At 65.2% G+C, this 22,943-nt stretch carries 22 protein-coding genes and 1 tRNA gene; 15 read left to right on the top strand and 8 right to left on the bottom strand.

The window, feature by feature from the left end; all coding sequences use genetic code 11:
• Nucleotides 1-127 precede the first annotated feature (127 nt).
• The gene (locus tag LRC39_RS02210; RefSeq protein WP_107353979.1) at nucleotides 128-1,810 is read left to right on the top strand and encodes a methyl-accepting chemotaxis protein; all 1,683 of its coding nucleotides are present in this window, start codon (nucleotides 128-130) and stop codon (nucleotides 1,808-1,810) included.
• Between the two features lie 10 nt (nucleotides 1,811-1,820).
• On the opposite strand, the gene LRC39_RS02205 is transcribed toward LRC39_RS02210, so the two are convergent.
• Nucleotides 1,821-2,759, bottom strand: coding sequence for a LysR substrate-binding domain-containing protein (locus tag LRC39_RS02205; protein ID WP_264054017.1), 939 nt, complete (start codon nucleotides 2,757-2,759; stop codon nucleotides 1,821-1,823).
• A 269-nt stretch (nucleotides 2,760-3,028) separates the two neighbouring features.
• Here LRC39_RS02205 and katG point away from each other — a divergent pair, with 269 nt between their 5' ends.
• Both katG and LRC39_RS02195 read left to right on the top strand, forming a co-directional pair.
• Nucleotides 3,029-5,239, top strand: a complete 2,211-nt coding sequence (gene katG, locus LRC39_RS02200) for a catalase/peroxidase HPI (RefSeq protein ID WP_346296195.1) — start codon at nucleotides 3,029-3,031, stop codon at nucleotides 5,237-5,239.
• Between the two features lie 231 nt (nucleotides 5,240-5,470).
• Complete coding sequence (locus LRC39_RS02195) at nucleotides 5,471-5,989, top strand: DUF3060 domain-containing protein (protein ID WP_346296194.1); 519 nt, start codon at nucleotides 5,471-5,473, stop codon at nucleotides 5,987-5,989.
• A gap of 355 nt (nucleotides 5,990-6,344) precedes the next feature.
• On the opposite strand, the gene fabI is transcribed toward LRC39_RS02195, so the two are convergent.
• From fabI to fabA, 3 genes are all read right to left on the bottom strand, one after another.
• Complete coding sequence (gene fabI / locus LRC39_RS02190; protein WP_012494145.1) at nucleotides 6,345-7,154, bottom strand: enoyl-ACP reductase FabI; 810 nt, start codon at nucleotides 7,152-7,154, stop codon at nucleotides 6,345-6,347.
• A gap of 176 nt (nucleotides 7,155-7,330) precedes the next feature.
• Nucleotides 7,331-8,557 (bottom strand): beta-ketoacyl-ACP synthase I, encoded by a 1,227-nt coding sequence (gene fabB, locus LRC39_RS02185; protein ID WP_346296193.1) that lies wholly within the window; start codon nucleotides 8,555-8,557, stop codon nucleotides 7,331-7,333.
• Between the two features lie 61 nt (nucleotides 8,558-8,618).
• Entirely contained in the window at nucleotides 8,619-9,146 is a 528-nt protein-coding gene (fabA, locus tag LRC39_RS02180; protein ID WP_107353974.1) for a bifunctional 3-hydroxydecanoyl-ACP dehydratase/trans-2-decenoyl-ACP isomerase, read from the bottom strand.
• A 275-nt stretch (nucleotides 9,147-9,421) separates the two neighbouring features.
• On the opposite strand from fabA, the gene irrA reads away from it, so the two are divergent.
• Nucleotides 9,422-9,895 (top strand): iron response transcriptional regulator IrrA, encoded by a 474-nt coding sequence (gene irrA, locus LRC39_RS02175; protein ID WP_413776034.1) that lies wholly within the window; start codon nucleotides 9,422-9,424, stop codon nucleotides 9,893-9,895.
• A gap of 109 nt (nucleotides 9,896-10,004) precedes the next feature.
• Here the strand turns inward: irrA and LRC39_RS02170 are convergent, their stop codons facing one another.
• Nucleotides 10,005-10,529 (bottom strand): SH3 domain-containing protein, encoded by a 525-nt coding sequence (locus LRC39_RS02170; protein WP_107342646.1) that lies wholly within the window; start codon nucleotides 10,527-10,529, stop codon nucleotides 10,005-10,007.
• Nucleotides 10,530-10,763: 234 nt separating this feature from the next.
• Between LRC39_RS02170 and LRC39_RS02165 the strand changes: the two genes are divergently transcribed.
• The 7 genes from LRC39_RS02165 to LRC39_RS02135 all read left to right on the top strand — a co-directional run bounded on the left by LRC39_RS02165 (nucleotide 10,764) and on the right by LRC39_RS02135 (nucleotide 17,303).
• Nucleotides 10,764-11,765 carry a 2-hydroxyacid dehydrogenase gene (locus LRC39_RS02165; protein ID WP_107342645.1) on the top strand — a complete coding sequence of 334 codons (1,002 nt, stop codon included), beginning with the start codon at nucleotides 10,764-10,766 and terminating at the stop codon, nucleotides 11,763-11,765.
• 119 nt (nucleotides 11,766-11,884) lie between these two features.
• A complete protein-coding gene (locus LRC39_RS02160) occupies nucleotides 11,885-13,270 on the top strand; it encodes a cytochrome P450 (RefSeq protein ID WP_346296192.1) in 1,386 nt (461 codons plus the stop codon).
• 136 nt (nucleotides 13,271-13,406) lie between these two features.
• Nucleotides 13,407-13,931, top strand: a complete 525-nt coding sequence (locus LRC39_RS02155) for a TerB family tellurite resistance protein (protein ID WP_346297462.1) — start codon at nucleotides 13,407-13,409, stop codon at nucleotides 13,929-13,931.
• Nucleotides 13,932-14,113: 182 nt separating this feature from the next.
• Nucleotides 14,114-14,893, top strand: a complete 780-nt coding sequence (locus LRC39_RS02150) for an SDR family NAD(P)-dependent oxidoreductase (RefSeq protein WP_107342642.1) — start codon at nucleotides 14,114-14,116, stop codon at nucleotides 14,891-14,893.
• A 118-nt stretch (nucleotides 14,894-15,011) separates the two neighbouring features.
• The gene (locus LRC39_RS02145; protein ID WP_346296191.1) at nucleotides 15,012-15,809 is read left to right on the top strand and encodes a glutamine amidotransferase; all 798 of its coding nucleotides are present in this window, start codon (nucleotides 15,012-15,014) and stop codon (nucleotides 15,807-15,809) included.
• 103 nt (nucleotides 15,810-15,912) lie between these two features.
• The gene (locus LRC39_RS02140) at nucleotides 15,913-16,413 is read left to right on the top strand and encodes a nuclear transport factor 2 family protein (protein ID WP_264075266.1); all 501 of its coding nucleotides are present in this window, start codon (nucleotides 15,913-15,915) and stop codon (nucleotides 16,411-16,413) included.
• Nucleotides 16,414-16,490: 77 nt separating this feature from the next.
• A complete protein-coding gene (locus LRC39_RS02135; protein ID WP_346296190.1) occupies nucleotides 16,491-17,303 on the top strand; it encodes an enoyl-CoA hydratase in 813 nt (270 codons plus the stop codon).
• A 186-nt stretch (nucleotides 17,304-17,489) separates the two neighbouring features.
• On the opposite strand, the gene LRC39_RS02130 is transcribed toward LRC39_RS02135, so the two are convergent.
• Nucleotides 17,490-17,565: transfer RNA gene (locus LRC39_RS02130), tRNA-Ala, on the bottom strand.
• Nucleotides 17,566-17,765: 200 nt separating this feature from the next.
• Here LRC39_RS02130 and LRC39_RS02125 point away from each other — a divergent pair.
• The 4 genes from LRC39_RS02125 (at nucleotide 17,766) to LRC39_RS02110 (ending at nucleotide 20,778) form a co-directional block, all read left to right on the top strand.
• Nucleotides 17,766-18,056, top strand: a complete 291-nt coding sequence (locus LRC39_RS02125; protein ID WP_012494137.1) for a YggT family protein — start codon at nucleotides 17,766-17,768, stop codon at nucleotides 18,054-18,056.
• Between the two features lie 23 nt (nucleotides 18,057-18,079).
• On the top strand, nucleotides 18,080-18,406 hold the full coding sequence (locus LRC39_RS02120; RefSeq protein ID WP_012494136.1) for a DUF167 domain-containing protein: 327 nt from the start codon (nucleotides 18,080-18,082) through the stop codon (nucleotides 18,404-18,406).
• Between the two features lie 106 nt (nucleotides 18,407-18,512).
• Entirely contained in the window at nucleotides 18,513-19,400 is an 888-nt protein-coding gene (gene folD, locus LRC39_RS02115; RefSeq protein ID WP_346296189.1) for a bifunctional methylenetetrahydrofolate dehydrogenase/methenyltetrahydrofolate cyclohydrolase FolD, read from the top strand.
• Between the two features lie 208 nt (nucleotides 19,401-19,608).
• Nucleotides 19,609-20,778 (top strand): IS481 family transposase, encoded by a 1,170-nt coding sequence (locus tag LRC39_RS02110; protein ID WP_346295641.1) that lies wholly within the window; start codon nucleotides 19,609-19,611, stop codon nucleotides 20,776-20,778.
• A gap of 67 nt (nucleotides 20,779-20,845) precedes the next feature.
• On the opposite strand, the gene LRC39_RS02105 is transcribed toward LRC39_RS02110, so the two are convergent.
• On the bottom strand, nucleotides 20,846-22,366 hold the full coding sequence (locus LRC39_RS02105) for a M20 family peptidase (RefSeq protein WP_283812318.1): 1,521 nt from the start codon (nucleotides 22,364-22,366) through the stop codon (nucleotides 20,846-20,848).
• A complete protein-coding gene (gene ppa, locus LRC39_RS02100) occupies nucleotides 22,363-22,902 on the bottom strand; it encodes an inorganic diphosphatase (protein WP_107342636.1) in 540 nt (179 codons plus the stop codon). The genes LRC39_RS02105 and ppa overlap by 4 nt, the downstream gene beginning before the upstream one ends.
• Between the last annotated feature and the right edge of the window lie 41 nt (nucleotides 22,903-22,943).

The following is a 22,943-nucleotide window of genomic DNA, read 5'->3' as shown; positions in this document are numbered from 1 at the left end:
TCGGTAATTGAGTGCTGATTGCTCCCCCCGGGCTAGGGCAAACTTAACGGGGCCTTCACCAAAATGGCGATCAGCTTCGGCCCCGGATCCTCCGATCAGCGCAACCGAATCCCGAGGAAGGCATCGAATGTTCTCCTTCACCCGCTCCGCCGGCCATGACCATGCGGCAGCGATGCTCGCGGCGCTCAATCGCTCCCAAGCGGTGATCGAATTCGACCTCGACGGCAACGTGATCGACGCCAACGACAACTTCCTCGCCGCGCTCGGCTACTCGCTGCCCGAGATCAAGGGCAAGCATCACAGCATGTTCGTCGATCCGACCGAGCACGACAGCCCGGCCTATCGCGAATTCTGGACCGCGCTGCGCGCCGGTCAGTATCAATCCGGCGAATTCCTCCGCATCGGCAAGGGCGGCCGGGAGGTCTGGATTCAGGCGTCCTACAATCCCATCCTCGACAAGAGCGGCAAGCCGACCGGTGTGGTGAAGTTTGCAGCCGACATCACCGCAGCCAAGACCCATTCGTTAGAAGACGCCGGCAAGCTCGCGGCGATCGGCCGCGCCCAGGCGGTGATCGAGTTTGCGATGGACGGCACCGTCCTCACAGCCAACGATAATTTTCTCGCCGCGATGGGGTACTCGCTGGGCGAGATCAAGGGCAAGCATCACAGCATGTTCGTCGAGCCATCGGTGCGCGACAGCAGCGACTACCGTGAATTCTGGTCACGGCTGAACCGCGGCGAATACTTCCCCGGCGAGTTCAAGCGGATCGGCAAGGGCGGCAAAGAAATCTGGATCCTGGCGTCCTACAACCCGATCCTCGATGCTCGCGGCAAGCCGTTCAAGGTGGTGAAATACGCAACCGACGTCACGGCGCAGAAGCTGAAGAACGCCGACTTCTCCGGCCAGATCGACGCGATCCGCAAGTCGCAGGCGGTGATCGAGTTCAGCATCGACGGCACGGTGCTGGACGCCAACGACAACTTCCTGCACGCGCTCGGTTACTCGCTGGGCGAGATCAAGGGCAGGCACCACAGCATGTTCGTCGATCCTGCCGAGCGTGAGGGTGCGGCCTATCGGGCGTTTTGGGCGGCGCTCGGACGGGGCGACTACCAGGCCGGCGAATACAAGCGCATTGGCAAGGGCGGCAGAGAGGTCTGGATCCAGGCGTCGTACAATCCGATCCTCGATCTCAATGGACGGCCTTTCAAGGTGGTGAAGTACGCCACCGACACCACCCGCCAGGTACTCACCCGCATGGGCAATGAACGCGTTCGTGCCATGATGGAATCGGTTGCGGCGGGTGCGGAGGAACTCAACGCTTCGGTGCGCGAGATTTCTGAAGCGATGACCAAGTCGCGGCAGACCGCGATGAACGCGGTCGGCGAAGTCGATGCCGCCGACTCGCAGGCCAACCAACTCAACGATGCGGCGCAGGCGATGAGCGGCATCGTCGAACTGATCAATCACATCACCGGGCAGATCAACCTGCTGGCCCTCAATGCCACGATCGAATCGGCGCGCGCCGGCGAAGCAGGCCGAGGCTTCGCCGTGGTGGCGGCGGAGGTGAAGAACCTCGCCAATCAGGCCAAGCAGGCGACCGACAAGATCGGCACCGAGATCGGCAATCTCACCAGCATTTCCGGCGACGTCGTCGGCGCACTCGGCAAGATCAAGACGGCGATCCAGAACGTCAGCGAATACGTCAGCTCGACGGCTGCGGCGGTCGAGGAGCAGAGCACGGTGACCAGCGAGATGTCGTCGAGCATGCAGCGCGCCGCCGCCGAAGCGGCTGCGATCGCGGCCGGCTAAGTAACCAGCCTCAGGCGACCGCGGATTCGATCGGCGCCGCGCCGGCGATCCCCTGTTTAACGACCTCGCCGAATGCCTCGAAGTCAGCGCGGCGCGGCGAGGTTTTGCGGAAGACGAGGCCGACACTGCGGCCAGGCTGCGGCCGGCGCAGCCGCAGAAATTTCACCCGCGAATCACGGCGCTCCACCTCGGCGGCGATCTGCGGAATCAGCGTAATGCCGTAGCCGCCCGCGACCATCTGAATCACCGTCGTCAGGCTGGACGCACCGAAACTGGCGGTGCCGGCGCTCCCGATCTGAATGCCGCGATTGCGCGCAGTGGCGCAAAACGCCAGTGCCTGATCGCGCAGGCAGTGCCCATCCTCCAGCAGGATCAGCCGCGACTGGTCGATCTCCTCGACCCCGATCGGCGTGTGTTCCGAGCGCGGATCCTCGGCCGGCACCGCGAGCAAAAACGGGTCATCGAACAGCGGAATCGCGTCCAGATCGGAATGCCCGGCAGGCAGCGCCAGCAGCGCGGCATCGAGCACGCCGCTCACGACGTCGGCCACCAGCGGGCGGGTCTGGCTTTCCCGCAGCTCCAGCCGCAGCTCCGGGAAGCGCTGTTGCAGCAGCGGCAGCACCTTCGGCAGCAGATACGGCGCCAGCGACGGAATCACCCCGAGGCTGAGCCGGCCGGTGAGCGGCTTGGCGCGGTGGCGGGCGAAGTCCACCAGATCGCGGGTCGCAGCCAGCACCTCTTCGGCACGCCGGGCGATCTCGCGGCCGATGTCGGTGAGAAACACCTCACCGGGCCGGCGTTCCACGACTTTCACCCCGAGCGTGCGCTCCAGCTCGGCGATCTGCATCGACAATGCCGGCTGAGTCACCGAACAGGCATCGGCGGCGCGGCCGAAATGGCCGTGCCGGGCCAAGGCCGACAGATAGCGAAGCTGCCTCAGGGAGATCATGCGATCAGTTTATCTGATCACGAGGCAAAATCAATTCGACTGGACCTGATGATAGAACTGATCCAAGGTCTGCATGCTGGACCTGGAACACAACTTCCGGGGGTGAACGGCCAACACACACCCTTCACTCCAGGAAGCAACGCCGCGGGCGATCCCCCACGCTCGCGGCGTTCAATTCGATCCCGGACCTGGCCGGCGTCACGAAACTTTCCAAAGACGCCAGCACATTGCGCCGGGAAAACACTGCAACGCGAGATCGGAGAGACACCATGGACGCAAAGACGGATGACAAGGGCGCAGGCAAGTGCCCGTTCTCAGGCGGCAGCCACGGCCACCGCAACCGTGATTGGTGGCCGGATCAGCTCGACATTTCGGTGCTGCACAACAACTCGAAAAAGTCCGACCCGATGGGCGAGGCGTTCGACTACGCCGAAGAATTCAAGAAGCTCGATCTGGAAGCGGTGAAGAAGGACCTTCACGCGCTGATGACGGATTCGCAGGAATGGTGGCCGGCCGACTTCGGTCATTATGGCGGCCTGTTCATCCGCATGGCCTGGCACTCGGCCGGCACCTATCGCATCACCGACGGCCGTGGCGGCGCCGGCGCCGGCCAGCAGCGTTTCGCGCCGCTGAATTCGTGGCCGGACAACGCCAACCTCGACAAGGCCCGCCGGCTGCTGTGGCCGATCAAGCAGAAGTACGGCCGCAAGATCTCGTGGGCCGACCTGATGATCCTCACCGGCAACGTCGCGCTGGAATCGATGGGCTTCAAGACCTTCGGCTTCGCCGGCGGCCGCGCCGATGTCTGGGAGCCGGAAGAGCTGTATTGGGGCCCGGAAGGCACCTGGCTGGGCGACGAGCGCTATTCGGGCGAGCGCCAGCTCTCCGAGCCGCTCGGCGCGGTGCAGATGGGCCTGATCTACGTGAACCCGGAAGGCCCGAACGGCAACCCCGATCCGGTCGCCGCCGCCAAGGATATCCGTGAGACGTTCTATCGCATGGCGATGAACGACGAAGAGACCGTGGCGCTGATCGCCGGCGGCCACACCTTCGGTAAGACCCACGGCGCCGGCGATCCCTCGCTGATCGGGCCGGCTCCGGAAGGCGGGCTGCTCGAGGAGCAGGGTCTCGGCTGGACCAGCAAATTCGGCACCGGCTTCGGCGCCGACACCATCACGGGCGGCCCGGAAGTGATCTGGACCACCACGCCGACCAAGTGGAGCAACAACTTCTTCTGGAATCTGTTCGGCTACGAGTGGGAGCTGGAGCAGAGCCCGGCCGGCGCCAAGCAGTGGCGCGCCAAGGGCGCGGGCGCGACCATTCCGGATCCGTTCGATCCGGAGAAGAAGCACGTGCCGAAGATGCTCACCACCGACCTGTCGCTGCGCTTCGATCCGATCTACGAGAAGATCTCGCGTCGCTTCATGGAAAATCCCGATCAGTTCGCCGACGCGTTCGCCCGCGCCTGGTTCAAGCTGACGCATCGGGACATGGGACCGCGCGTGCGCTACCTCGGCCCGGAAGTGCCGAAGGAAGAGCTGATCTGGCAGGATCCGATCCCGGCGGTCGACCACGAACTGGTCAGCGATGCCGACATCGAGTCGCTGAAGGCGAAGATCCTCGCCTCTGGTCTGTCGGTGTCGCAGCTGGTCTCCACCGCGTGGGCGTCGGCCTCGACCTTCCGCGGCTCGGACAAGCGCGGCGGCGCCAATGGTGCGCGCATTCGCCTGGCCCCGCAGAAGGACTGGGAGGTCAACCATCCGGCCGAGCTGGCGCAGGTGCTGAGCAAGCTCGAAGCGATCCAGGGCGAGTTCAATGGCGCGCAGAACGGCGGCAAGAAGGTTTCGCTCGCCGACCTGATCGTGCTCGGCGGCGTCGCTGCGATCGAGAAGGCCGCCAAGGATGCCGGCACCACCGTCAAGGTGCCGTTCACCCCCGGCCGGATGGACGCGTCGGCCGAGCAGACCGACGTCGAGTCGTTCGAGGTGCTGGAGCCGCGGGCCGATGGCTTCCGCAACTACATCAACACCAAGCGGCATCAGTTCATGCACCCCGAGGAGGCGCTGGTCGACAAGGCTCAGCTTCTCCGGCTCACCGGCCCTGAACTGACCGTGCTGGTCGGCGGCCTGCGTGTGCTCGGAGCCAACTACGAACACGCCACCCACGGCGTGCTCACCGAGCGGCCCGAGAAGCTGACCAACGACTTCTTCGTCAACCTGCTCGACATGGGCACCAAGTGGACCAAGGCGAACGGCGAGGTCGAGATCTACGAAGGCCGCGACCGCAAGACCAACGAGTTGCGTTGGACCGGCACGCGCGTCGACCTGATCTTCGGCTCGCACTCCCAGCTCCGCGCCTTCGCCGAAGTGTACGCGTGCTCGGATGCCCAGGATAAGTTCGTGAAGGACTTCGCCGCGGCCTGGGCCAAGGTGATGAACGCCGACCGGTTCGACATCGTCGGGCAGAAGGCCGCGGCCTGATCGCCACCGACGATGAGTTGATGACGACGAAAGGGCGGCCTTCGGGTCGCCCTTTTGCGTCTCCGCAAGCGGGCCTGATAGCAACGCTTGATGGACGTGAACCTCAATCAGCGTTTGCCCATCTCACGAAATGTCTGCGCGCCGCTGCGGTTCCATTTCTCTGCGTTGCGTTGACGATACTTGATCGGTTTGCTTTCCTTTGCGTCCCTTCAACAACGCAAGGATGTCTTGATGCTGCTTCGCCTGCCTGTGATCACCGCTGCGATGCTGGCCGTTGTCGGCCTCGCTCATGCCGATGACGATGAGCTGACGATTCAAGGCATCGGAATCAGCCGCGACATCGACTGTCAGGGCAAGAATGTCGGCGTGTACGGCGCGGAAAACGAGATCGCTCTGACCGGCCAATGCCGCACCATCACGGTACATGGCAGCAAGCACAAGGTCAGTTTCGAGCAGGGGCAGACGCTGTCGGTGTCGGGCTCGGACAACGTCGTCAACGGCGGCCGCGCCAACGACGTCGTGGTCAGCGTGGCGAAGAACACCGTGACGACGACGCTGGAAGCCGGCGAGGAGCCGGGCAAGCTGAAAGCCACCGGCGCCAATAACAAGATCACGCTGATGCTGTCCGGCCCGTCGCGGCTGGACGTCGGCGGCGTCGAGCAGGTCGTCGAGTGGTCGAAGGCAGACGGCGCCCCAAATCCCGAAGTCCGTTCGTCCGGCGCGCTGAATTCGATCAAGCGGAAGAAGTAAGCCCGGCGCCTGCCGGCTGCATCTCCGCTTTCGCAAGGATGACGGATGCTGCGACGCGCGTCGCCCTCACCCCAGCCCTCTCCCGCAAGCGGGAGAGGGAGTCCCGCTGCGGTTGGGGAGAGGCCTCGCGTGGACTCGTTAGCTCATAAGCTCGGTGATGGCGCGAGATCGGTGATGGCCCTCTCCGCCAGCACGGCGCGCTCCCTCTCCCGCGTGCGGGAGAGGGCTGGGGTGAGGGCGCCCCAGGCACGGCAGTAGCGTTCGCCGCAACTCATCACGCTGGATTAAGCGCAAAGCGCCTTTCGCCCAGACTGCCGACTGATAGGAGACGCCGCGCGAGAGCCCGGCCTATCCGCTACGCCTTGTCGGCGTCCGCCTTCAGCGCGTCCGGCTTCGGCATCAGCACGATGTTGTAGCCGGAATCGACGTAGTGGGTTTCGCCGGTGACGCCGCCGGAGAGGTCCGACAAGAGATACAGCGCCGAGCCGCCGAGTTCTTCCAGCGTCACGCCGCGGCCGAGCGGCGAGTGTTTTTCCATGAAGCCGAACATCGCGCGGGAATCGCCGATGCCGGCGCCGGCCAGCGTCCGCACCGGACCGGCCGAGACCGCATTGACGCGGATCCCCTTCGGGCCGAGGTCGCAGGCGAGGTAGCGCACGCTGGCTTCCAACGCCGCCTTGGCGAGGCCCATCACATTGTAGTTCGGCATCGCCCGCTCGGACGCGCCGAAGGTCAGCGTGATCATCGCGCCGCCATCCGGCATCAGCGCCGCGGCGCGCTTGGCGACCTCGGTGAAGGAGAAGCAGGAGATCACCATAGTGCGCGAGAAGTTGGCGCGGCTGGTGTCGATGTACTGACCGCGCAGCTCGTTCTTGTCGGAGAAGCCGATCGCGTGGATCACGAAGTCGAGCTTGCCCCACTTGTCCTTCAGCGTATCGAACACCGCATCGACGCTGGCGATATCTTCGACGTCGCAGGGCAGCACCAGATCGGAATTCAGCGACTGCGCCAGCGGCTTGACCCGCCGGGCCAGCGCTTCGCCCTGATAGGTGAAGGCGAGTTCGGCGCCGTGCGCCGCCAGCGTCTTCGCCATGCCCCAAGCGATCGAATGGTCGTTGGCGACGCCCATGATCAGCCCGCGCTTACCCTGCATCAGTCCCTGCATTGTGGTCGCTCTCTGGTTCGGACCTCATCCTGAGGAGCACGCGACAGCGCGCGTCTCGAAGGATGAAGCGGTCAACAACTCATGGTTCGAGACGGCGCCAAAGGGCGCCTCCTCACCATGAGGATCCTAGCACGTGGATGTGGCAACTCACCGGGACCGGGGAGAGCCTTCCGCGATCACGCATCCAGCCGCTTGAACACCAGCGTGGCGTTGGTGCCGCCGAAGCCAAAGGAGTTCGACAGCACGGCGCCGAGCTTGGCGTTGTCGACGCGCTTGCGCACGATCGGCATGTCGGCGAAGGCCGGATCGAGTTCGGTGATGTGAGCGCTTTCGCAGATGAAGCCGTTCTGCATCATCAGCAGCGAGTAGATCGCCTCCTGCACACCGGTGGCGCCGAGCGAGTGGCCGGTCAGCGCCTTGGTGGCCGAGATCGGCGGGCACTTGTCCTCGTTGCCGAACACCTTGCGGATCGCCGCGATTTCCGGCGGGTCGCCGGCCGGCGTCGAGGTCGCGTGCGGATTGATGTAGTCGATCTTGATGCCGCCGGTGGTTGCCAGCGCCATCTTCATGCAGCGCTCGGCGCCCTCGCCCGACGGCGCCACCATGTCGTAGCCGTCGCTGGTCGCGCCATAGCCGATGATTTCGCCGTAGATCTTGGCGCCGCGCGCCTTGGCGTGTTCGAGCTCTTCCAGCACCAGGACGCCGGCTCCGCCGGCGATCACGAAGCCGTCGCGCGACACGTCATAAGGGCGCGAGGCAGTGGCCGGAGTGTCGTTGTACTTCGACGACATCGCGCCCATCGCGTCGAACAGCACCGACAGCGACCAGTCGAGTTCCTCGCAGCCGCCGGCGAACATCACATCCTGCTTGCCCCACTGGATCAGCTCGTATGCGTTGCCGATGCAGTGGTTGGAGGTCGCGCAGGCCGACGAGATCGAGTAGTTGACGCCCTTGATCTTGAACCAGGTCGCGAGCGTAGCCGACGCCGTCGAGCTCATCGCCTTCGGCACCGCGAACGGACCGACGCGCTTCGGGCCCTTGGTACGGGTGATGTCGGCGGCTTCGACGATGGTGCGGGCCGACGGGCCGCCGGAGCCCATCACGATGCCGGTGCGCTCGTTCGAGATATCGGACTCTTCGAGCCCGGAATCGGCGAGCGCCTGCTCCATCGCAACGTGGTTCCACGCCGCGCCTTCACCGAGAAACCGCATCGCGCGACGATCGACCACATCGGCCGGATTCAGCGTCGGTGCGCCCTGGACCTGCGAGCGGAAGCCGAGCTCGGCATGCTTTTCGGCACGCGAAATACCGGACTTGGCGTCGTGCAGGCTCGCCAGAACTTCTTGTGTGTTGTTACCAATCGACGAGACGATCCCCATCCCCGTCACAACAACTCGTCTCATGTGATCGCCTCGTTCACTCCAGGGTCGTTCGCGGCTGAAGACACGGCTCGGCTAGCACTCGCTAGCCGCCGACCGGCTGCGCCGTCTGCTTGAACAGACCGACTTTCAGATCCTTTGCGCGGTAGATGACCTCGTCGTCGGCCGAAAGCCAGCCATCGGCAATGCCGAGCCAAAGCTTCGAGCGCATCACCCGCTTGATGTCGACATTGTAAACGATCTTGCTGATGTGCGGCAGCACTTGGCCGGTGAACTTTAGTTCCCCGAGGCCGAGCGCGCGGCCCGGGCCTTCGCCGCCGACCCAGCCGAGAAAGAAGCCGACCATCTGCCACATCGCGTCGAGGCCGAGGCAGCCCGGCATCACCGGATCGTTCTTGAAGTGGCAGGCGAAGAACCAGAGGTCCGGCTTCACGTCGAGCTCGGCGCGAACCTGGCCCTTGCCGAACTCGCCGCCGTCCTCGGTGATGATGGTGATGCGGTCGAACATCAGCATGGGCGGCAGCGGCAGCTGGGCGTTGCCCGCGCCAAACAGTTCGCCCCGGCCGCAGGCCAGCAGATCTTCATATTCGTAGCTGGAGCGACGGTCCCGCATGCGACGATGCCTTCTTCTTGATTCGATCGTGAGGTTTTTGGCTGCCCACGCGGCCGATTCGGTGCGTGCGCGAAGCGCGCCCGGTGAATGCGCGGGTCTGTAACATAGGCATATTGCCCCGCCTAGCGGCACCTCCGTGATCTTACTTAAGCAAATCGACCGAGCTTCGCTAGTTGCGAAGCGCTTGCACCAACAAGGAATGCTTCCTATAATCAGACGGTCGAGTTTCCAACAGGCGCGCATTAGGGGTTGCGGAAGTGGACATCGGTGAACGAGTGGCATTTTTGCAAGAGGAACCGGCGCACGAGGCGCACTCGCACGCAGAACCTCGGCTGAACGGCTGCCCGTGGCATGATGTCAACGAGATGCTGCAGTCGGTCGGCCTGCGTCCGACCCGTCAGCGTATGGCGCTGGGCTGGCTGCTGTTCGGCAAGGGCGACCGCCATCTGACGGCGGAAATGCTGTACGAAGAGGCCAGCCAGGCCAAGGTGCCGGTGTCGCTGGCGACCGTCTACAACACCTTGAACCAGCTCACCGAAGTCGGTCTGCTGCGTCAGGTCAGCGTCGACGGCACCAAGACCTATTTCGACACCAACGTGTCGGCGCACCAGCACTTCTACCTCGAGAACAACCACGAGCTGATCGACATTCCCCATGCCGAGCTCGAGCTCAAGGCGACGCCGGATGTTCCCGATGGCTACGAGATCGCCCGGGTCGACGTCGTTGTGCGGCTGCGAAAGAAGGGCTGAACGCCGTCTTTCGAGTGATTCTTGGTGATGGTTGAGGCCCGAGCGCAGCCTTCCCTCGGGCTTTTTTACGCGCCCTCGCCGCGGCCGTCGGGCATCGGCTACGGCGCGATCAGTTGACCTGCTCGTCGGCGTAAACGCCCCACAGCTGCAGCTTCTCGATCCAGCCGTCGAAGCCACTGCCGACGATCCGGCACCATTTCATGTCGCAGCGCTTGACCTGCGCCACCACGCCGGCCTGCAACCGGGCCACCACGGCGCTGCCGGAGCTGGCGCTCTCATACAGCGGCGCCAAGCCGTCCTTGTCCTTCATGGTGACGACCGCGGTGCGGCGGCCGGACAGCAGCGAGTGGTACACCCAACCTTCGGCGCCCTCGGAATCCCGGACCCGCCGCCAGTTCTCGAATTCGGCGGTGACTTCGACCGGCAGGCCCGCGCGGGTGTAGACCCAGGCGACGTCGTTGTCCTTGGTCGGTCCGACCCGGACATTGACGTGATCAGACTTAAGACTGACGTATCGCGGCACCGGCAGTCCGCTCGCCGACAACGGTGACTCCTTGCCGGCGTGCGCGAAGGTCGCAGCGCAAATCATCGCACCTGCGAACGCCGTTACCGCCATCAGGTATTTCATCGACATCGACACGCCTCTTCGTCGCGGGATTTGCGGCGCGGCCGTCTCCGGCGAAACCCAGGGGTCCTTGTCTTGGCGCGGTCTTCTGCTAGAGAAGGCCGGAAGGCATCCGGTAACCCAAGGAACGGAAGGGACCTTATGGTCGGGACCGGCCCCTGTGGTCACGCTGCTGCGGGAGTGTCGAACAGCTGAGTTAACGGGGACTAAACGATCTCGTTAAGCTCGTCAGAGAGCGTTGGAATGTCGGTTAAGAAAAAGCCTCTGGTCGTCGTCACCCGCAAGCTTCCGGACTCGATCGAAACCCGGATGCGTGAGCTGTTCGACGCCCGGCTGAATCTCGACGATGTCCCGATGACCGCCGAGCAACTCGCCGAAGCCGCCCGCACTGCCGACGTCCTGGTACCAACGGTGACCGACGAGATCACCGCCGCGATGGTCAACCAGCCCGACTGCAAGCTGCGGCTGATCGCGCATTTCGGCAACGGCATCGACAATCTCGACGTGGCCGCAGCGCATGCGCGCGGCATCACCGTCACCAACACCCCCAAAGTTCTGACCGAAGACACCGCCGACATGACCATGGCGCTCATCCTGGCGGTGCCGCGCCGGATGATCGAAGGGGCCGCGCTCCTGACCGACGGCGGCGAATGGCCCGGCTGGTCGCCGACCTGGATGCTTGGACGCAGGCTCGGCGGCAAGCGGCTCGGCATTATCGGCATGGGCCGGATCGGCCAGGCGGTGGCGCGCCGCGCCCGCGCGTTCGGGCTGCAGATCCACTATCACAACCGCAAGCCGGTGGCCCCGCGGATCGCCGACGAACTCGGCGCGACCTATTGGGATTCGCTCGACCAGATGCTGGCGCGGATGGACATCATTTCGGTGAACTGTCCGCACACCCCGGCGACGTTCCACCTGCTGTCGGCGCGGCGGCTGAAGCTGATCCGCAAGGACGCCTTCATCGTCAACACCGCCCGCGGCGAGGTGATCGACGAAGAAACGCTCACCAAGCTGATCGAAGCCGGCGACATCGCCGGCGCCGGCCTCGACGTTTACGAGCACGAGCCGGCGGTCAATCCGAAGCTGGTGCGTCTCGCCAAGCACGGCAAAGTCGTGCTGCTGCCGCACATGGGCTCGGCCACCATCGAGGGCCGCGTCGAGATGGGCGAGAAGGTGATCATCAACATCCGCACCTTCCTGGATAATCACAAGCCGCCGGATCGCGTCCTGCCCGGAATGCTCTGAGCCCGGTTTGGGCCGCCACGCTGCGGCCGAACGCCTCGCTTGCGGGTTCCGCCGACGCCTTCTCCCTGCCTGTTTCCCACACTACCTTCGTTGGACAACGACGAGGGAGTGGGTTCGAGGTGAGCATCGCCGCAATCGACGACCGCCCGGCATCCCGTGCGCCGCTGATCCCGCCGACGCCGCCGCGCGCGCCAGAGAATCTTTCGGCGCTCGGCCGGCTCGCCGCGATCCGCCACAACGCGATCGCGAGCTGGGGCGACCGCGCCTACCAGGACGATGTCGTCCGGGGCCGGTTCTTCGCCCACTCCAGCTACATCCTCAACACGCCGGACGCGATCCGCCACGTGCTGGTCGACAATTTTGGCAACTATCACCGCACCGCGACGGGAATCCGCGTGCTGCGGCCGATGCTCGGCGAGGGCCTGCTGCTGGCCGAAGGCCGCGACTGGAAGCATCAGCGCCGGACGCTGGCGCCGGCCTTCACCCCGCGCGCCGTCGCAACGCTGGTGCCGCATATGGCCTCGGCCACCGACGAGGTGGTCGAGGGGCTGCATCGCAAGACCGGCGCTCCCGTGGACTTGCGCGAAACCATGCAGCATTTGGCGCTGGAGATCGCCGGGCGGACGATGTTCTCGTTCGAGATGGGAACGCACGGTCAGACGCTGCGCAGCTTCGTGATCGACTACGGCACCCGGCTGGCGAGCCCGCGGTTTCTCGATCTGTTGCTGCCGCTCGGCTGGCCGACGCCGCAGGATGTTTCGCGCGCATTGTTTCGCCGGCGTTGGACGCGCTTCATCGGCGAACTGATCGCCGCGCGACGTGCAGCCGGCAAGGCGGAAGGCGCGCCGCCGCGCGACCTGTTCGAACTGATGCTGGCGGCGCGCGACCCGGAAACCGGTGAAGCATTCTCCGACGCGCAGCTTGGCGATCAGGTCGCCACCATGATCCTGGCCGGGCACGAAACCACCGCCGCCGCGCTGTTCTGGGCGCTGTACCTGTTGGCGCTCGATCCCGACGCCCAGGAGCGGTTGGCCGGTGAAGTTCGCCGGGTCGGTCTCGGTGGCACCGAGATCGACCGGCTGCCGTTCACCCGTGCGGTGCTCGACGAAACGCTGCGGCTGTATCCGCCCGCATTCCTGATCGTGCGGGAAGCCGCGGGGCCCGACCAGGTCGCGGGCTTTGCGGTTCGTCGGCACGACGTGATGCTGATCGCGCCGTGGCTGCTGCACCGGCACGAGAAGCTCTGGAGCGATCCGAACGCGTTCGTGCCCGAGCGCTTTCTGCCGGGCGCGCCGCCGCCCGACAGGTTCGCCTATCTGCCGTTCGGCGTCGGCCCGCGGGTTTGTATCGGGGCGCATTTCGCCCTGGTCGAAGCCACGCTGGCGCTGGCGAAGGTCGTCGGCAACTTCCGGATCGAGCTGATCGATTCCGAGCCGGTGGTCCCGATTGGGGTCGTCACCACCCAGCCTGATCGGTCGCCGCGGTTCCGGCTCACCGCCCGGTGAGCCTTGCGGCACCAACGAAGCCCTTTCGCATTGCCAAACCGTCATGGAACTCCCCGGAACCGGGGCAGGATTGCGAGCGTTCCCTTTCCACGTCATAGAGCGACGAGCCGTCGCCCCCATCGAAAGACGAGAGACGATGCTGGACAAACTGCGCCAATTCATCACCGACGTCGTCGCCCCGAGCGCCCCGGATGAGCTGACGCTCGACGAGGGCGGCTACCGCCTCGCCGCGACGGCGCTGCTGATTCATGTGATTTCGATCGATGGCGACCCGTCGGAGGTCGAAAAGCAAAAGCTGCACGCTTTGCTCGAACAGCGCTTCGGTCTCGACACCGCGACCGCGTCTCGGCTGATTGCCTCGGCGACGCTGATCGAGGGCGAGGCCGTTGACCTTTACCATTTCACCAGCGTGATCATGCGTTCGGTCAATGAGCAAGGCCGGCTGCGGATCGTCGAAATGATGTGGGAGCTGGTGTACGCCGACGGTACCGTCACCGAATTCGAAGAGAACGTGGTGTGGCGCGCAGCCGACCTGTTGGCGGTCTCGACCCGCGACCGCGTCACCCTGCGCCAGAAGGTAGCTGCCGAGGCTCCGGTCGCGCCCAGTGCCGCCCAAGGCGGTACGATGGGGAGTATGCCTGAGGTCGATCCCGCGAACTAACCAGAAATCCGGCGAAACCTCGGGTAACGGGAACCCTTATTTGTCCCGCCACGCCTCGCAGCATCAGCGTGCGTTTCGGCCCTGCAAGCCGCATCGGCCCTTGCACGCTGCTTGCTTCCCGCATAAGGCCATAGCTGTTCCCTGGAGGCCGTTCGGCCCATTTGAAACATGAGTTTCCTGTCGTGACTGAACGTGTGACGTTGATTACAGGCGCATCGGCCGGGATCGGTGTCGAACTGGCGCGAATTTTTGCAGACAATGCTCATCGCGTGGCACTGGTGGCGCGGCGCGGCGACCGCCTCGAATCCCTTGCGGCGGACATTCGCGCCAAGGGCGGACCGGAGCCGATCGTGATCGCATGCGATCTCGGCCAGCCGGGCGCCGCCGAACAGATCATCTCGGCTCTGAACGCGGCGGGCGTCGAGGTCGAGTACCTCATCAACAACGCCGGCTACGGTCTGTTTGGCCGCGCGGTCGAGCTCGATCGCGAAAGCCAGCTTGGTATCATCGACCTCAACATCAGGGCGCTGACCGATCTGACGCTGCGGTTTGCCGACAGCATCGCCCGCCTGCGCGGCGGCATCCTCAATGTCGCGTCGATCGCCGGCTTCCTGCCCGGCCCCGGCATGGCGGTGTACTACGCGTCGAAAGCCTATGTGCTGTCGTTCAGCGAAGCGCTGCATCAAGAGCTCGGTCCGAAAGGCGTGCGCGTGACCGCGCTGTGTCCGGGCCCGGTGCAGACCGAGTTCCAGGACCGCGCCGGCTTCGAGCCGGGCTTCGACAGCGCCGTGCTCAACGTGTCGCCCGCGGAGGTCGCGCGTCAGGCCTATCAGGGCCTGATGGACAACAAGCGGATCGTGCTGCCGGGCCTTGGCGTGAAGATCGTGCCGTTCCTGCTGCGCTTCTTCCCGCGCGGCTTCATCGCCGCCGCAGTCAGCGGCTTCCAGTTGCGCCGTCGCTGATATTTCGCAGGGCCATGATCTGGCCCGAGCCTTGCTTTAAGAATTTGTCATCTTCCGCCGGACATCCTGATCGGCGGTGCGGCAATTCTGTTCGGCGCGGCTCTGGACTGACCCTCCCATGCTTGTTCGACTGACCGATTGCGGCCGGGCATCTTCGCCTGCGCTGCAGCCTGCAAAGGCCAATGATCCGAGACCGGTGCTGATCGTTCTGCACCAGGAGACCTCGACGCCCGGCCGCGTCGGCAATGCGCTGCGCGCGCTCGGCCATCCGCTGGACATTCGCCGGCCGCGGTTCGGCGATTCCCTTCCGCCGTCGCTCGACGAACACGCCGGCGCGGTGATCTTCGGCGGACCGATGAGCGCCAACGATCCGGACGATTACATCCGCCGTGAGATCGATTGGATCGCCGTGCCGCTGAAGGAACGGCGGCCGTTCCTCGGCATCTGCCTCGGCGCGCAGATGCTGGCCAAACAGCTCGGCGCCCGCGTGGCACCGCATCCTCACGGCCGTGCCGAGGTCGGCTACTACGACATCCGCCCCACCGCCGCGGGCCGCGCGATGTGCGCGCACTGGCCGCGGCAGGTGTACCACTGGCACGTCGAAGGCTTCGAGCTGCCGGCCGGCGCCGATCTGCTGGCGGAAGGCGGCGACTTTCCGGTGCAGGCGATCCGCAGCGATACCGCCTTCGGCTTTCAATTCCATCCCGACGTGACCTGGGCGATGATGCATCGCTGGACCACCAAGGGAGAGGAACGGCTGTCGCTTCCCGGCGCGCGGCCGCGACGCGAGCATTTTGCCGAACGCGCCGTGCACGATCTCGCCGAGCGGATCTGGCTCGAACACTTCCTCGACCACTGGCTGTCGCGCGCGCCCCTCGGCGCGCCGGTGACGGCGCTGCGTGAGGCCGCGGAATAGCGCCGGGCTCCCCGCCGCAAATCCGCTTCCCTCGCGGCCGCGGCGATTGCTAAGCTCCCTGCCAAGCTTCGGCGGACATGACCGGGGCAGCAAGGGAGTGCGCATGACGAGCGAGGAATTCGCGCGGCTGCTGGAGAGTTTGACTCGCGCGGCGGAATCCGGCGACGGCGCAAGGTTCGCCAACCATTTCACCGAAGACGCGACGTACCACGACTACATCTACGGCCCGCACACCGGACGCGCCGAGATCGCCGCGATGATGCAGGACCTGTTTCATCGCGACGCCGCCGATTATCGCTGGGAGATGTTCGACCCCGTCTGCAACGGCGACCTCGGCTATGCATGGTCGCTGTCGAGCTTCACCTCGACCGTGCCCGACTTTGCAGGCCAGCGCGTGGTGATCGACGGCATCAGCCGCTTCGTGCTGCGCGGCGCGCTGATCGCGGAGTATCACGAATCGGTCAATGGCGGCGTGGCGATGGCGCAGCTCGGCGTCGCACCCGAGCGGATGGCCAAAGTCTTCCGCAAATGGAGCGGCTGGCTGCAGCAGCGCCCAGAAACCCAGGACTATCTGGCCCGGCCCAAGGGCTCGCGCCGCGCCTGAAATCTATCGCCCACGGCGGGCGACGCGCACGACGCTGGTCGTGCGCCCAACAACAATCAACAAAGGGAGAAACGCCGTTGAGCTACCAGGACATCCTCTATGAGGTCGCGGATCGGATCGCGACCATCACGCTGAACCGGCCGGACCGCATGAATGCGTGGACGCCGGTGATGGAGCAAGAGGTGCGGGCTGCGATGCAGCAGGCGGCTTCGGACAACGACGTGCGCGTCATCGTGCTGACCGGCGCCGGCCGCGGCTTCTGCGCCGGAGCAGACATGGAGGTGCTGCAGAACATCGATCCATCCGACGTTCGCCGCGCCGCCGATCTGCCGCCGTTCGACATGAATCGCAGGGCGGACTGGCAGACCCGCTACGCGTTCTATCCCTCGATTCCCAAGCCGATCATCGGCATGCTCAACGGCGCCACGGCCGGGATCGGCATGGTCCACGCGCTCTATTGCGACGTTCGCTTCGCCGCCGACTCTGCGGTGTTCACCACCGCCTTCGCGCGGCGCGGACTGATCGCCGAGCATGGCATCTCCTGGATGCTGCCGCGGATCGTCGGCCACGCCAACGCGCTCGATCTGTTGCTGTCGGCCCGCCGTGTGTCGGCCGACGAGGCGCTGCGGATGGGACTGGTGAACCGGCTGTATCCGGCCGATCAGCTCCGGGAGCAGACCTACGCCTATGCCCGCGACCTCGCCGATAACGTCGCGCCGGCATCGATGCGGGTGATCAAGCGCCAGCTCTACGACGTGCCGTTCCAGACGTTGGCGGAGGCGACCATCGAGGCCAATCGCGAGATGGCGATTTCGCTCGCCAGCGCCGACTTCAAGGAAGGTGTCGCCAGCTTCGTCGAAAAGCGCCCGCCGCGCTTCAGCGGCGTGTGATCGAGTGTAGATCGCCGGGCGTCTCGACAGGGACGCTCGGCGGCCGTCAGCCGGCTGTCAGGCTATCAAAGGTTCAGACGCGAAAAATCAGCGGTCGAAGACCGAGGGTTCGTCCTGTTTTTCAGAAAAACCGTGCTGGGATCGTGTCGCGAAGGTCGCCAACTTTCCGTCTTGGTCTCGGAAAGTTGGTGGAGCCAGGCGGGATCGAACCGCCGACCTCATCATTGCGAACGATGCGCTCTCCCAGCTGAGCTATGGCCCCTTGCGCGGTCAGGACATGTCGTCCCGGCCAGCGAACGCCGCCATTTACAGTGCAGGTCGCGGCCAAGTCAAGGACGACAGGGCGGATCGAAATCGGCCGGCCGCGGCTTTATTGCCGCCGAGTTCCCTTGTTTGGACGGGGGTGAACCGATATCTACGGCTCGAGCTTTCCGCGACCGAAACCGCGAGTTTTCCCCCGCCATGCGCGCCATTCTCGACATCGTTCTCATCATCCTCGATCTCTACATCTGGCTGCTGATCGCCTCCGCGATCCTGTCCTGGCTGATCGCCTTCAACGTGGTGAACACGCGCAACCAGTTCGTCGGCGCGGTGTCCGAGTTCCTGTACCGAATCACCGAGCCGCTGCTGGCGCCGATTCGGAATCTGCTGCCCTCGCTCGGCGGCCTCGATATCTCGCCGATCATCCTGATCCTTCTGATCATGTTCCTGCAGCGCGTGATCACCTATTACATTTACCCGGCAGTGTTCTAACCGCCGGACAGGCGGAGGCCGGCATGGCGGAAGCTTGGCGGTATTCGGCTCAGGGCGTGGCGGTAGCGGTGCGGGTGACCCCGCGCGGCGGCCGCGACGACATCGACGGGCTGGAAACACTCTCCGACGGGCGGCCGGTGGTCAAAGTGCGGGTTCGGGCGATCGCCGATGGCGGCGAGGCCAACCGGGCAGTGACGGAGCTGCTGGCCAAGGCGGTCGGCGTGCCGAAGCGCAATGTAAGGCTGCTGTCGGGCGCGACCTCGCGGCAGAAACAGATCGCGATCGACGGCGATCCAAAACAGCTCGGCGAGGCGTTGCGCCGCCTGGTGGCGGCCAAGCCCGCCGAATAATCACCCGGGAGGCCCGCGAGGGCGATCCACCGTTCGCCTCTCCGCTCCGGGGAGGCGTTGTCATTTCGATGCGGACGCATCGGCTGGGACAGGCAAAGAGGACGACATGACAGCCCGGATCATCGATGGAAAAATCATCTCGGCCGAGCTACGCGCCCGCGTCGCCGCCGAAGTCACGCGGCTGAAGACCGAGCACGGCATCACGCCGGGCCTGGCGGTGGTGCTGGTCGGCAACGACCCCGCCTCCGAGGTCTACGTCCGCTCCAAGCACAAGCAGACCCAAGAGGCCGGCATGGCCTCGTTCGAACACCGGCTGCCGGCCGATGTCCCGCAGGCCGAGCTGATGGCGTTGATCGCAAAGCTCAATGCCGATCCGGCGGTACATGGCATCCTGGTGCAATTGCCGCTGCCCAAGGGGCTCGACAGCAATGCGGTGATCGACGCGATCGATCCTGCCAAGGACGTCGACGGCCTCAACCCGACCAATGCGGGCCGGCTCGCTTCCGGCCTGTTCGCGCTGACGCCGTGCACGCCGCTCGGCAGCATCATCATGGCCAAGACGGTGCACGCCTCGCTCGAAGGCATGAACGCGCTGGTGATCGGCCGCTCCAATCTGGTCGGCAAACCGCTGGTGCAATTGCTGCTGAACGAGAACGCGACTGTGACGATCGCGCATTCGCGCACCCGCGATCTGCCGGCGCTGTGCCGCCAGGCCGATCTGGTGTTCGCCGCGGTCGGCAAGGCCGAGATGGTGAAGGGCGACTGGATCAAGCCGGGCGCCACCGTGATCGACGTCGGCATCAACCGGACGCCGGGCAAGGACGGCGGCAAGGACAAGCTGCTCGGCGACGTCGCGTTCAACGAGGCCAAGGAGGTCGCCGGCGCGATCACGCCGGTCCCGGGCGGCGTCGGCCTGATGACGGTGGCGTGCCTGCTGGTCAACACCGTCCGCGCCGCCTGCGCGATCCACGGCCTGCCGAAGCCGGCGGTGTAAGCGGACGCGGCTATAGCCGCGTCTCCGCATTCGTCATACGCGGGCTTGACCCGCGTATCCATCGCGCGCGGAAGCGCGCGAAAGAAGCATTTCGCGAAGATGATGGATTGCCGGGTCGAGTGTTCAGCCCGGAGACATGACCTACGGGTGTTCGGAGACATAGTCGACGCATCATAGTGGCTGGATTTGGCGGTTGGAGGCCAAGTCCATGCCCTGGCGTGAGGTGTCGGCAGTGGATCAGAGACGCGAGTTCGTACGGCTTGCGATGCAGGAGGGGGCGAACCGGCGCGAGCTGTGCCGGCGGTTCGGCATTCATTGGACGACCGGCTACAAATGGTTGGAGCGATGGGCGGCCGGAGGTGATCTCGCCGACCTGTCGCGGCGGCCGCACGACAGCCCGCGGCAGACCTCGGCGGCGTGTGAGGCACAGGTGCTGGCGGTTCGTGATGCGCATCCGGCATGGGGCGCGCGCAAGATCGCCAGCTCGATGGAGCGGTCCGGACAGCACGCTCCGGCGGTGTCGACGATCCACGAGATCCTGCGCCGGCACGGCCGGATCAAGCCTGCCGCCGGCGGTCCACCGGCGACGCTGCGGTTCGAGATGCCGGCGCCGAACATGCTTTGGCAGATGGACTTCAAAGGCTGGGTTCGGCTCGGCAACGACGTCCGCTGCCATCCGCTGACCGTGGTGGACGATCACTCACGCTACGATCTGTGCCTCCAGGCTTGCGCCGATCAGCGCGGCGAAACCGTGCAGGACAGGCTGCAAACGACGTTCCGGCACTACGGCTTGCCCGACACGATCTTCGTCGACAACGGCTCGCCGTGGTCGGACAGTTCCGGCGAGCGCTGGACATGGTTCTCGGTGTGGCTGCTCAAGCTCGGCATCAGGGTGATCCGTAGTCGTCCCTATCACCCGCAGAGCCGCGGCAAGAACGAGCGTTTTCATCGCACGCTGGACGACGAGGTGTTTGCACTGCGGCCCTTGCGCGACCTCGCCGAGGCGCAACGTGCCTTCGATTCCTGGCGCGAGGTGTACAACTTCGAGCGCCCTCACGAGTCGCTAGGCCAGCTGGTGCCTGCTGATCGCTACCAGCCGAGCCGGCGTTCTCTGCCGGACCGCCTGCCGGCTCCAGAATACGATGAGCGCGACATCGTCCGATCCGTCTCGAAAACCAAGGCCTATGTCAGCTTCAAAGGTCGTTTGTGGAAGGTGCCGCAAGCCTTCGCCGGAGAGCGCTTGGCCATCAGGCCGCTCTCCACCGACGGCAAATACGGCGTGTTCTTCGCTGCCCACCAAGTCGCCACCATCGACTTGACGGGCGTGGAAAGTGTCGGTCATGTCTCCGAACACGTGTCGACTATGTCTCCGGGCTGAACATCGAGCCCGGCAATGACGATGCGCGTTAAGTCACGCACTGTGCCGTGACCGGAGGCGCGGTGCTTCAGCCCGCCGTGCTCTGCATCAGCCGTACGTAGAACCGGATCATGTCCGCGTAGTTCTTGATGCTGATACGCTCGTTGGTGCCGTGGAAGCGCTTAAGATCTTCGGGCGTGGCGCGGACCGGCGAGAACCGGAAGATGTTGTCGGCGACCTGCGCGTAGTGCCGCGAGTCGGTTGCGGCGATCATCAGGCCCGGCGCGACGATCACGTCGGGAAACACCTCGCGGATGGTGCGGTTCAGCGCCTGATAGGACGGGCTACTGGTGCCGGTCACCGGCGGCGGATCGAAATTGCCTTCGAAGCCGCTCACCGCGATCTTGTCGTTGGCGACCACGCTGCGGACATGATCGGTGACGCTGGTCTGGGTATCGCCCGGCAGCAGGCGGAAATTGACGCTGGCCTCGGCGACGCCGGGCAGCACGTTGTCCTTGTCGCCGGCGTTGAACACGGTGAGCGCCGTCGTTGTCTGCACCATCGCCGCGGTGGTGCCGCTCTTGGCGAATTCGCGCAGCAGCAGCGGCCGGAACAGCCAGAGGTTCGACAGCGCGACCCGGCTGAAGCCGCTCATCTCCGGCGCCAGGGTGTCGAACATCTCGGCCACCGAACCGCGGATCCGCATCGGCAGCCGGTTGTCTTCGAGATGGGTCAGCGCCGCCGCCAGCATCCCGATCGCGGTGTCGCGCGGCGGCATCGACGAATGGCCCGGGGTGCCGCGGGCGGTCAGCACCAGCGTGGCGTAGCCCTTTTCGGAGACGCCGATCAGCGCGGCGGGCTTGTCGAGGCCCTTCATCACCCCGTCGGTGATCAGGAGCCCCTCGTCGAGCACGAAATCGAGCCGGACGTTTCGCGACGCTAGCAGCTCGGCGATCTTGGCGGCCCCGCGCAGGCCGGAGACTTCCTCGTCATGGCCGAACGCGAAATAGATCGTCCGCTTCGGCCGGAAGCCCTGCTTGGCCATCAGCTCGGCAGCCTCCAGCATGGCGTAGAGGTTGCCCTTGTCGTCCCACGAGCCGCGGCCCCAGACGAAGCCGCCTTCGATCGCGCCGCTGAACGGCGGCTGCTGCCAGTCTGCTTCGGTCTTCGGCGCGATCGGCACCACGTCCTGATGCGCGAGTAGCGCGATCGGCTTGGCCTGCGGGTCGCTGCCTGCCCAAGTGTAGAGCAGGCTGTGACCGCCGACGACCTCCTGCTTGGCCGCCGCGTGGAACGCCGGGAAGCTGGCCTCGATATGCGCGCGCAAGCCGCGGAGCGCCTCGGCGTCCTGCTCGGGATTGAGGAAATTGGAGATGGTCTGAAAGCGGATCGACTGCGACAGCCGCTGCGCGGCGCCCTGCTCGTCGATCGCGATCGGCGGCACTGCGGCGACATCGATCTGCCGCGAGCCGTGCCGGAAGGTGTTGTAGGCCAGCACCCCGGCCAGGACCGCGACCGCCAGCACGGCGATCGCGACCAGGTTCCGAATCCATCGAAGCAGCCGGCGCATCAGAACTCCTGTTCGCCGGCGTTTCGTCCGGCCGCTCAGCCCTTCTTGGCTTGCTTGGCCCGGTCGAGGCCTTCGAGGATCAGCTTATGGGCCTCGTCGGCACCGCCCCAACGCACCACCTTGACCCACTTGCCGGGCTCGAGGTCCTTGTAGTGCTCGAAGAAGTGCTGAAACTGAGCCAGCGTGATCTCCGGCAGGTCCGAGTAGGTCTTGATGCGGTCGTAGCGCTGGGTCAGCTTCGACGACGGGACCGCGATGATCTTCTCGTCGTGGCCGGCTTCGTCGCTCATGTACAACACGCCGACCGGCCGCACGCTCATCACCGCGCCCGGCACGATGCCGCGGGTGTTGGCAACCAGCACGTCGCAGGGGTCGCCGTCGTCCGACAGGGTGTGGGGGATGAAGCCGTAATTCCCCGGATAATGCATCGAGGTATAAAGGAACCGATCGACCACCAGGGTACCGGCGGCCTTATCCATTTCGTACTTGATCGGCTCACCGCCGACCGGCACCTCGATGATGACGTTGACGTCATACGGAGGGTTCACGCCGACGGGGATTGCGTCGATGCGCATCAAGAGCTCCAGACTGATTTGATTTCAGGAACCACCCGAAT

Source organism: Rhodopseudomonas sp. P1, assembly GCF_039642825.1.
Lineage (GTDB): Bacteria > Pseudomonadota > Alphaproteobacteria > Rhizobiales > Xanthobacteraceae > Rhodopseudomonas > Rhodopseudomonas palustris_H.
The sequence above is the reverse complement of the archived record's forward strand: the minus strand, read 5'-3'. Positions and strand labels throughout refer to the sequence as shown.

Coding starts and splice junctions, on each gene's coding strand:
- LRC39_RS02165 (WP_107342645.1), top strand. CDS start 10,764: ATGTCGGTTAAGAAAAAGCCTCTGGTCGTCGTCACCCGCAAGCTTCCG.
- LRC39_RS02140 (WP_264075266.1), top strand. CDS start 15,913: ATGACGAGCGAGGAATTCGCGCGGCTGCTGGAGAGTTTGACTCGCGCG.
- LRC39_RS02110 (WP_346295641.1), top strand. CDS start 19,609: ATGCCCTGGCGTGAGGTGTCGGCAGTGGATCAGAGACGCGAGTTCGTA.
- katG (WP_346296195.1), top strand. CDS start 3,029: ATGGACGCAAAGACGGATGACAAGGGCGCAGGCAAGTGCCCGTTCTCA.
- fabB (WP_346296193.1), bottom strand. CDS start 8,557: ATGAGACGAGTTGTTGTGACGGGGATGGGGATCGTCTCGTCGATTGGT.
- LRC39_RS02145 (WP_346296191.1), top strand. CDS start 15,012: ATGCTTGTTCGACTGACCGATTGCGGCCGGGCATCTTCGCCTGCGCTG.
- ppa (WP_107342636.1), bottom strand. CDS start 22,902: ATGCGCATCGACGCAATCCCCGTCGGCGTGAACCCTCCGTATGACGTC.
- LRC39_RS02125 (WP_012494137.1), top strand. CDS start 17,766: ATGCGCGCCATTCTCGACATCGTTCTCATCATCCTCGATCTCTACATC.
- LRC39_RS02195 (WP_346296194.1), top strand. CDS start 5,471: ATGCTGCTTCGCCTGCCTGTGATCACCGCTGCGATGCTGGCCGTTGTC.
- folD (WP_346296189.1), top strand. CDS start 18,513: ATGACAGCCCGGATCATCGATGGAAAAATCATCTCGGCCGAGCTACGC.
- LRC39_RS02170 (WP_107342646.1), bottom strand. CDS start 10,529: ATGTCGATGAAATACCTGATGGCGGTAACGGCGTTCGCAGGTGCGATG.
- LRC39_RS02120 (WP_012494136.1), top strand. CDS start 18,080: ATGGCGGAAGCTTGGCGGTATTCGGCTCAGGGCGTGGCGGTAGCGGTG.
- fabA (WP_107353974.1), bottom strand. CDS start 9,146: ATGCGGGACCGTCGCTCCAGCTACGAATATGAAGATCTGCTGGCCTGC.
- LRC39_RS02155 (WP_346297462.1), top strand. CDS start 13,407: ATGCTGGACAAACTGCGCCAATTCATCACCGACGTCGTCGCCCCGAGC.
- LRC39_RS02205 (WP_264054017.1), bottom strand. CDS start 2,759: ATGATCTCCCTGAGGCAGCTTCGCTATCTGTCGGCCTTGGCCCGGCAC.
- fabI (WP_012494145.1), bottom strand. CDS start 7,154: ATGCAGGGACTGATGCAGGGTAAGCGCGGGCTGATCATGGGCGTCGCC.
- LRC39_RS02210 (WP_107353979.1), top strand. CDS start 128: ATGTTCTCCTTCACCCGCTCCGCCGGCCATGACCATGCGGCAGCGATG.